Annotated in this window: 8 protein-coding genes; 2 read left to right on the forward strand and 6 right to left on the reverse strand. The window is 50.4% G+C overall.

Annotated features, from left to right (window positions below):
- The first annotated feature begins 313 nt into the window (after positions 1 to 313).
- Positions 314 to 1,408: a MotA/TolQ/ExbB proton channel family protein gene (locus HWQ67_RS08840; protein WP_218252321.1), complete on the forward strand. Its 1,095-nt coding sequence runs from the start codon at positions 314 to 316 to the stop codon at positions 1,406 to 1,408.
- A complete protein-coding gene (locus HWQ67_RS08845; protein ID WP_218252322.1) occupies positions 1,344 to 2,033 on the forward strand; it encodes a hypothetical protein in 690 nt (229 codons plus the stop codon). Before HWQ67_RS08840 ends, HWQ67_RS08845 begins: the two co-directional genes overlap by 65 nt.
- Position 2,034: 1 nt before the next feature.
- Here HWQ67_RS08845 and HWQ67_RS08850 read toward each other — a convergent pair whose 3' ends face one another.
- The 6 genes from HWQ67_RS08850 to HWQ67_RS08875 form a co-directional block, all read right to left on the reverse strand.
- Positions 2,035 to 3,630 carry a RuBisCO large subunit C-terminal-like domain-containing protein gene (locus tag HWQ67_RS08850; protein ID WP_218252323.1) on the reverse strand — a complete coding sequence of 532 codons (1,596 nt, stop codon included), beginning with the start codon at positions 3,628 to 3,630 and terminating at the stop codon, positions 2,035 to 2,037.
- 15 nt (positions 3,631 to 3,645) lie between these two features.
- Positions 3,646 to 4,521 (reverse strand): fumarate hydratase, encoded by an 876-nt coding sequence (locus HWQ67_RS08855; RefSeq protein ID WP_218252324.1) that lies wholly within the window; start codon positions 4,519 to 4,521, stop codon positions 3,646 to 3,648.
- Between the two features lie 52 nt (positions 4,522 to 4,573).
- Positions 4,574 to 5,530 carry a peptidylprolyl isomerase gene (locus tag HWQ67_RS08860; protein WP_218252325.1) on the reverse strand — a complete coding sequence of 319 codons (957 nt, stop codon included), beginning with the start codon at positions 5,528 to 5,530 and terminating at the stop codon, positions 4,574 to 4,576.
- 136 nt (positions 5,531 to 5,666) lie between these two features.
- On the reverse strand, positions 5,667 to 7,289 hold the full coding sequence (locus HWQ67_RS08865; RefSeq protein ID WP_218252326.1) for a CHAT domain-containing protein: 1,623 nt from the start codon (positions 7,287 to 7,289) through the stop codon (positions 5,667 to 5,669).
- 41 nt (positions 7,290 to 7,330) lie between these two features.
- On the reverse strand, positions 7,331 to 8,353 hold the full coding sequence (locus HWQ67_RS08870) for a tetratricopeptide repeat protein (protein WP_218252327.1): 1,023 nt from the start codon (positions 8,351 to 8,353) through the stop codon (positions 7,331 to 7,333).
- Positions 8,354 to 8,433: 80 nt separating this feature from the next.
- The coding region (locus tag HWQ67_RS08875; RefSeq protein ID WP_218252328.1) for a hypothetical protein at positions 8,434 to 8,855 on the reverse strand (422 nt) is incomplete at its 5' end.

Here is an 8,855-nt window from a genome sequence, read left to right on the forward strand (position 1 = left end):
GCCGTTGCCGTTATGGGTTGATCCTCCACGACGAGGACGACCACCCAGGCACCTACAAAACCAAACAATGGCGGTGGCTGCATGACCACGGTTGTTTGGGGTGCTACCTAGCAATGCCTTAAACCACATTTTTACATTAAAGGGATCAAATAGCAGCATTTTATCAGGTAAAAGCTATACAAAAATTACTCTTATAAAACCGGCAATTTTAAAGAAATATAACACTGCTGAATGGAAGGTAGATGTACTAGACGAAATAGAGTTAAGCTAACTCATACATCTACCCTAAGCACAAAAAAAGAGGAGCCAACTATTGACATCGTCTAACTTATTGCAAACGTTTCTGACGTACATGACGCCGTCCAACCCGATAGCCGGGGTTGTGATGTTGTTCCTGCTGGCGATCTTTGCCTTATGGTTGTTGCTGGGACTGATACGGACGCTGGTGCTCATCTCTAATTGGCGGGCTGTCTCAAAGCTGTCCAACGTCAATCTCCTGACGAGCTTTTATGAGGAATCCCGCCACGAGTACATCCACGGCAAAAAGCACGAAAAGGCGGAGGCAGTATTTGAGCTGTTCCTCAAGGGCAACAGCGTCTCAAAAAAATCGCTAATCGCCGAACACGTCAAAACGATCTTTGATGCCGGCATAAAGGGCACTCAACTGGAGATCAGCTCCCTGCTCAACTATACCAATCACCGGTTGTTTGCCGGTAACGCCCTCCTGAAAAACATACTGAGCATCTTTATCATCGTCGGTCTACTTGGGACGCTCTTTGGCCTGGCAGACAGCCTTGCACAACTCTCCCCCATGTTCAGCGCCGATACCGACATCGGGCAGGTCAAGGGAGGCGCCACGATTGCGCTAAAAGACCTCCTGGGAAGCCTCAAAAGCGCCTTTGCCCCCAGCATCCTGGGTGTTATGTTTACCATCTTTGGGGTCTTCCTCTACGGGGTGTACATCAGCCTCTTCTGCAATGTCCTGAAGGACAGACTCGAACACACAACCATAAACGTATGGATACCGCAACTCTATCCCACCATCTCACACGTAAAGGAGATCGCAAAACTGGCAGAATCCATCCAGAATGAAGGCGGCGATTTTAACAAAAACCTCCACAGCGCCAATGAACTCTTGACATCGCTCGGTGCAGCGACAACACAAATGAAAGACACCGCCGCCTTCTTTAACGGTTCCTTCTGCGAACGAATGGATAAGTTTTCAAAGACCTTTAACAAGATCGTATTTGACCAGCAGTTATTTCAGAATAGTATAAAGGGTCTGTACGAGCAAATACTAAAGGGGGCTGAAACCACCAGAGAGCACCTCTCAAAGTCGCTGAGTGTCCAACAGGGGGAGATACACGACATCGTCAAGGTCATCAACGCATACGAAGTCCTTCCTTGAACTGCGCCAACGCCTTGACTCCAACGTGCTGGCCTTTGTCAACGAGGCCAAGGCAGCCACCACAAGCGTCAGCAACAGCAACATGGAGATAACAAAGCAGAACATAGAAACCCTCACAAAAGGCCTCCAGGCAATAAAAACCACCCTGGAAAGAATGAGCACCCCTATCGAAGGAGCTACCGGTAAACTGGAAAGAACCCTGGAAAACTTTTCCAAACAGATAGACAAGATTATCGGTGAACTGCAAAGGGATATCGCCAAACAAAACGAAAACTATGGCCAACACCTGGACGAAGGCAAAAAGCTCAGGGAAAAAATAGAGACCCTTTTACCCAGGTATACAACGACAACGCCAAGAAATCAGCCCATACCGATGACCTTGCCAAACAAGTCCAGACATTCAACGCTACAGAGGGAAGTCTATCATAGACATCCTGTTCAAAAAGAAGTAAAATATATAGCAGATTTAGATTTGATTAAATACAAAACACACGGCATTTTTACGGGGTCAAGGGGTCAGCGACCCCCGGCTCAGTTGGGGACTGGTCCCCTTGCAGGGGGTTCTAAAGGGGGGCGGAGCCGCCCCTTTCTTTCTTGTATCGCACAAAATCGAAACGTGCTATAACTCAGAGCTGTATAGGTCTGTCGCGTTCGTGGTCAACGATGCAGAAGAAGCCAAAGGGGACGTCTGACTCATTGAGCAACTGATGTGGCCGCATTGGCGCTACGTATGCAACGTCAAATGGCCTCAACGGGTACCGATTGCCGCCGATTACAAACACGCCCTCACCACGGATGCAGATAACCACATGGATGTGAAGATGTCGCTCGAAGGTCGAATACCCGCCAGGGTCTATCTGAAAGTATCGCAGGTCAAAGCGTGTCTCCTCGCCGTACCGTCCGATAAGCTCATGCCTGGAGATGTACCGAAACGGCTGATTGATACCCTCCTTGTATGGCCGCGGGGGCCGACCTGACCATCGAAAACCCTCGGCAAATGCCAAATGCTCAAACGCCTCTCCCAGCGTGACGGAGACCTGAGACAATTGGGTTTGCCACTGTGTGGTGGACAACCTAGCTGATGGCTGATATGACGCCTGTGGAAAATTGGAGGTAATCCTTTCAAGGAACGCCGCCGTGCTTTCTCTGATACCAGCGGGATGCTTTAAGAGCGATCCCCCGATGGTGCAGACCGAATCGGGGCCATACATGGCGGCCATGTCGGGGACGTTGTCGAGGCTCATGCCGCCTGCGGGTGCCGGAAAGGCCGGTTTCAGTTGCCCAAGCGGTGCCCTCAGTTCCTGCGACAGGGCCAGACACTCCTCCGGTGTGAAATTAAACCTCCCACCGGCGTTGGGAAAAATTGACAGATCAGCGCCCATCAACCGAAACACGGTGCCCAACAACACCGCCGGTCGTATGCCGTGATTGAGGTCGTGGAAATAGACCCCGGTCAACGCCGGATGTGCCATGATGATTATCCGATATGTTGAGGCCAGGTACCTCACCGTATCAAGCCCTACGATGTATGGCGCCACCAGCACGCCGACAATGCCCTGTCTCAGTGCAAACCGGATGCGGCTTTCGAGTCTGTCTGCGCCGTCAGTGACATTTGGGAAGTATAGGGTTTTTCTGGAGGTCTTTGCGTTTGCCGCCTCAATGGCTTGTTGACAGAGGGTCACGCGCTGCTCAAAGGGACAAAATGTCTGGTCTGTCAGTCCGTGGTCATCCTTGATGATATCGGCTCCTCCGAGGGCAAACTCCGTCGCTACAGTGGCAAGGTCAGCCGCAGAAAGCCCCATGGGCTTGAGCACGGCAGACAATAGCGGCCTGCCGTAAACCCCCAACATCTGACGTATCCCCGGTATCCCATACCCCGGCCCCTTAAATGTCCCAAGGAAGTCCTCCGGAAGGTCTATCGCAACAACCCTTATGTTGCCCTTAAACGAAATGTTGCCAAAGAGGACGTTTAAAAACTGCGGCAGTTGATAAGCGGTTACCTCGGGATTAAACGCCAGAGTTGCACGGTAACGCCCCTGATCTGTAGGGTGGACGTCTTTTACCGTGGGCACGATCGTTGTGTTTATGTGGGGCTTGTTGAAGAAATATCCGTCGGGGACCTCTACGGTCTGCTCCAGTGCAATCTCCCGGAGGATGGCGTCGATGTTGTCTCCTTTGTGGTGAGGGGTTATGTCGTATGTGATATCAATGGTGTCAGACATCAGGGGCAGGGCCACCTACCCCCAGATCAGCCTGCCACGTCTGTTGGCCCAACAACAGATGGAGACGTTTACCACAACGGAGGCGGGGTCTGAATAACTCCCCCCGACCTTAACCCCCAAGGCAGTGGTCTCCGCTGTTGAACCCGATACTGTGGTATAGATGGCGTTGAGGTCCTCCAGTAGTTTTTTTTCAAGTTCCTGTGTTGCGGGGTTGATGTCGTTGAGTCTTCTCAGGAGCTGTTTTTTTGAGATCATGGCCACATCATCCCCCTCCGAACCGATGCCAACCCCTATGGTGTATGGACCACAGACGCTCTTCTTTGCCTTTTTGACGGTATCTGCTACGATGTCTCTGATTTTTTGGTAGTAATCTTCAGTGTTGACCTGAACGTCGGCAGCAGATTTTAAGGCAAAGTTGGCACTGCCCTCTATCTGGGATAACTCTCCGCCAGGTTGACAGTCGGTGTTTTTGAGTAACAGGTCTACGACGAGGTTGTTTTTATCGGAGTCCTCAAAGTAGATGGCAGGATTGACAGCAGCCACATCCGCCTCCGAACCACCGCTATCTGCAGGACCGCGGAGCAGCTTTACAACCGCCCGCCTGCTACCCTCCACGATCTCAACAGTGATCTGTTGACGATCAAGACCGTGTGGTATCTTTACCCAAAAAACAGGTATGCCGATATCACGACACAACGGCTTTCTGGTTGTCCTGGCATTTTTGACGTTATCAATGATAACAGAGAAACATCCACTGCCACGTCCTGGTACTGGTTCGCCGGCTGTAGCCTCTGACGTGTAGGTCTGCTTTAAGGCATCCTCCACGTCAGAGGGAATAGATGAGGCCACCTTTGTGTACAACTCAACAATGCCATCTCTTAGTCTCAACATCCCACAAATCCTCTAACAGACACGGATAGCAATATCCGTTTTACTTGCGACATTACTTATGTGGTTCCCCTGCCGGCGGTGGTAGTGCCGGAGCATTGGGCGCACCCGCACCTGGAGCCGCCGGAGCGGGGGCACTCTGCTTGTTTACAAATTCATCAAGGGCCTTTTCGTCAACCTGCACGCTGTAGTTCTTCTCCACAGATGAGTAGTAGTTATCAAATGCCTTCTTCTGCTTCTCACCAGTGAGGTACTGAACTATCATTTGCTTTACGGCTTCAAATTCGGTGGTCTTTGCCTCTTTGGTGTCAACTACCTTGATTATATGATAGCCAAAGGAGGTCTTAACGGGTGTGCTTAACTCCCCCTTCTTCAGCTTAAATACGGCCTCATCAAAGTTGGGTTCCATCTGACCGCGTGAAAAGAAACCGAGGTCTCCCCCCTTCTCCGCCGTAGCGGTATCCAGTGAGGATGCCTTTGCCGCAGCGGCAAAATCACCACCCTTCTTTAACTTGTCAGAGAGGTCATTTGCCTCCTTTTCGGTCTTTACAAGGATGTGGACTGCCCTGACCTGTTCGGGCATTACGAACTCTTTTTGGTTATCGTCATAGTATTTCTTTGCCTCTTCGGGGGTTACCTTAACGTCTGCCGTCTGCACGTTTTTCTGGATAAGGGTGTTAATGAGATTTATTTTCCTGAATTCTGATATTTTTTTGACAAACTCAGGGTCCTTGTCAAGCCCGACCTTTTTGGCCTCAAGGTATAGTACTTCCCGCTTTTTGACTTCATCAACCAACCTCTTAAGGCCATCCTTACCGGTAAACATGGCTTTTATGTTTGGCGGCAACTTTGCCAGCTCATCCTGTAACTGCTCACTTGTTATCGTCTCCTGACCCAACTTGACAATAGTAGTGCCACCCTTTTTAAGCACATTGTCCTCCGGTGCCTTTGAACATGCCAGGGTCGTTAAAAACACTCCTAATACCACTACCAACAGCAATCGCTTCTTCATACTTTGTGTCCTCTCTCCATTCTTTAAAGTTAGTTTATTTCAACTGTATATTATTATATATCATAGCGCTCCAAAAATTCCACATTGCCCACAGAGCATAAACTTTGATGCAGCGGGAGCGGTCAACGCTATTGCACTACTGCAGCCCGATGCCAAAGAGCTTTGTTGCCGGCAGATTTTCGCCGTAATGCTCAAGGACAAACTCATTGCGGCTGGTTATGACGACGTTGCTGTTGCCCTCGGCCCATTCAACCGCCTCAAGAAAGGGACGGATGACCGCAATTGTTTCAGGCTTTACGTAATACTTACCGCCACTTGGCTCAAGGTTTTCCTCAAAGCCGTCGAAATATATAATTGCAGCGACCTGACTATTGAAAACATTGCGGAAGAGGTCTCGTATCTTGTCCTCGTATGATTCATTCGAACTCAGGATGTTCAAGTTGCCCAATCTGTTAAGCAATCTCCTCAGTTTCGATACAACACCCTCCTCATTGATCACCCCCTTAAAGGCAACCAACTCCTTGTCCACACGTCTTTCGATGAGCTTTGCAGCGAGACAGCTCTTTCCGGTGTCGGCGGGGCCATGTATCAAAAGCCCGAACTTGCCATCCTTCCCCCTGGCAAGCACCTCTGAACCGTCCTTGAGATATGGCCTCTTGCCAACAAAGCCACTGGCAAGGACATTGATGCCGCCGTCCCTTAGTATTGTGCGTCTGACATAAACGGGGTTGTTTGCTTTTGGCGGCAAGCCGGCCTGAACCAATGGTACAATCGGCGCTGCGTTGCCAAAGAGCCTCAACAACGGCCAGGAGTGGTGTTTGATCTCAGGTAACCTTAGTGCGTTTTGTACGGCGTGATCGATCCTCTGGCCAATTGCGAGACTCCTGTATACCTCAGTAATCACAAGGGCTGACGCCTCGTCTTTAACGGAAACTCCCCAGGCAAGTACCCAATTTATACCTTTTTTCGTCATCAGGTATGCAAACGATCCGTATGCCATTTTATTATCAGTGTCACCAGTTAAACAGGCGGAGAGAAAAAGTATCTTTGGCGGGAAATACCTGATTGCATCCCACAACATTTGTGGCGATACCTGATCGCAGTTACCAGCCTCATCCTCCATGCAGAACACCGGACTCATAGCATCGTCAATGCCGGCATGGCCCGTGATGTGGATGACATCAAACCCACCGGCTGCAATATTGGCCTTCTTAAGGCCCTTGAGGCTGCCAGTGTACTCTACGGTCATAGAGATGTTATAGTTTGCAGTTTCGTTGAAGATCAGTTCTTCCTCATTTTCAAAGTCAAGGCGTTTCTTATCCTTCGGCGAGCAGGCCATAAAGAGCATATTAATCGGCCCTTTCTTGGACGTAACCGAAGCTAAACTCCCACGCTCATCAACCAGGCGGATTATGTGTATATTGTGGTCGAGCAGGACGAAGCTCCCGTCGTTTAGCAGCTCAAACGGCAACTGCGTCAACTCGTATGGCGTTTGCAGATACAGGGTTGCGTGTGTGTTCGTATCCCTGGCTGCCCTGATGATCTCCTGCAGCTTTCCGGCGCTGCGATTGAGGAGTTTGTAGAGACTCTTACCGATTTCAGCGCCATTGGCCCCGTCCTCCTCCCACAAGCTCTTGTGGGTCTCCCGGACAATCCCGGTTAGCTCGTCCTCGTTGATGTGATAGGACAGTTCGCCGTTGATGTGTACCTCACGCCGGTCGTTGGCTGTATCCGATATCTTTATGCTTATGCTGCTCATGTATCGTTATCCTCCTGATTCATTTATACCACCGGCATGGCTCAAGACCAGGCCGCTTTGGCCTTCACTCTGTAGTCGGCTGCCTTTTGCGGATCACCTGTTTCGTCATATACGATGGCCATGTTGTTACATAATCGCTTAATGTATGGATGTCTGGTTCCGTAGACTTCCTGTAATATCGCAAGGGATTTTTCGTAAAACGCAATCGCCTGCCTGGCATCGCCTAACGCAAGCCAAGCCAAGCCAATTTCGTGATACGAGGCAGCCACATACGGATGGCTTTCTCCATAGACTGCCTGGAATATCGCAAGGGATTTTTCGTGAAACACAATCGCCTGATTTGCATCACCCAACTTCCATAATGACTGCGCATACGCATGAAGAAGACTGCCAACCTCCACATCTTTCGCTGCCTTGGCCTCGCCAATCACCTCATCTGTGACCCTGACGGCAACCTTCTCCATAATCGCCCAACCCTGCCGATATAAAACCAGCTCGTCAAAGTACCACCCCAAATCACGCGCATACGGACACGCACCGCGGATGTCACCCACCGCAAGGGCGTGACGAACGGCCTCCTCCAGGTACTTGTAGTTCGGCTCCGATGAGGTTTTAACCCACTCGCTGTACCATTTATACGCCAACTCGTGCATCTCAAGCTGCTCCCCTAGCGTCAAATTGCCCCACATGGCATCACGAATGACGGGCGTCACCCAGTACACAAACTCACCACGCCCTAAGTCTTTTATTGCCAGTGCGGCTCGCACCTCACGCTCAACCAACGTCAGATCAACGCCCGTGTCCAAAAACCGTGCACCGCCAAAGCCCGCAAAGGCTGTCGCACCAACAGGTTCTCCGTACACGGCAGCCCTCCGGATAAACCCGTGGAACTCTTCCCCCGTAGTCTCTGCGATCACATCCGCAAGATATTCGTGAATGAACTCACCATGCCTGCGCTGCAACTCTGCCTCAAGGGCCTTTAAATCGTACCTGCCCTCGTCCCTGGCAATGACGTCTAACCACTCTAACAATCGGGGATTGCCGCCGCCGTATCGCAAATACATCTCAACGTGGCTGCTCTTTGCGACAAACTTAAGATTACTCGCCTTCTTGTCTAAATCAGCACCATCAAACGACCTTAGCGTTATATCAACGAGTTTCGTCCTGGACAGGTCTTCACCATCGACCTCAAGTATAAACGGAACCGGCTCGATATCACGACGTTGCTGCTGCCTTCAGCCCAATCAACCGCCTCAAGAAAGGGACGGATGACCTCGATTGTCTCAGGCTTCACGTTGTACTCATTGCCGCTACGAATGAGGTTTTGCTCAAAGTCATCGAAATAGATAATAGTCGAAATGTTATTTTTAAAGGCTTCACGGAAAAGAAATTCTATCTTTTGCCCATACGGTTTATCAGATTTAAGCATTGCAAAACCCTCATCATTGCCCAACCTCTTGAGCATCGCCCTCAACTTCACGGTCACATCCGCCTCACTGACCACCCCGTGAAAGACAACCAACTCCTTGTCCTTGACCCTCTCAACGAGCTTCCCGACAAGACAGC

Origin of the sequence: Candidatus Magnetobacterium casense (assembly GCF_019173545.1) — a bacterium.
Classification (GTDB): Bacteria; Nitrospirota; Thermodesulfovibrionia; order Thermodesulfovibrionales; family Magnetobacteriaceae; genus Magnetobacterium; species Magnetobacterium cryptolimnobacter.

Excerpts from the sequence above, each read along its gene's own strand:
- HWQ67_RS08850 (WP_218252323.1), bottom strand. The coding sequence starts at position 3,630 with ATGTCTGACACCATTGATATCACATACGACATAACCCCTCACCACAAA.
- HWQ67_RS08855 (WP_218252324.1), bottom strand. The coding sequence starts at position 4,521 with ATGTTGAGACTAAGAGATGGCATTGTTGAGTTGTACACAAAGGTGGCC.
- HWQ67_RS08860 (WP_218252325.1), bottom strand. The coding sequence starts at position 5,530 with ATGAAGAAGCGATTGCTGTTGGTAGTGGTATTAGGAGTGTTTTTAACG.
- HWQ67_RS08865 (WP_218252326.1), bottom strand. The coding sequence starts at position 7,289 with ATGAGCAGCATAAGCATAAAGATATCGGATACAGCCAACGACCGGCGT.
- HWQ67_RS08870 (WP_218252327.1), bottom strand. The coding sequence starts at position 8,353 with ATGTATTTGCGATACGGCGGCGGCAATCCCCGATTGTTAGAGTGGTTA.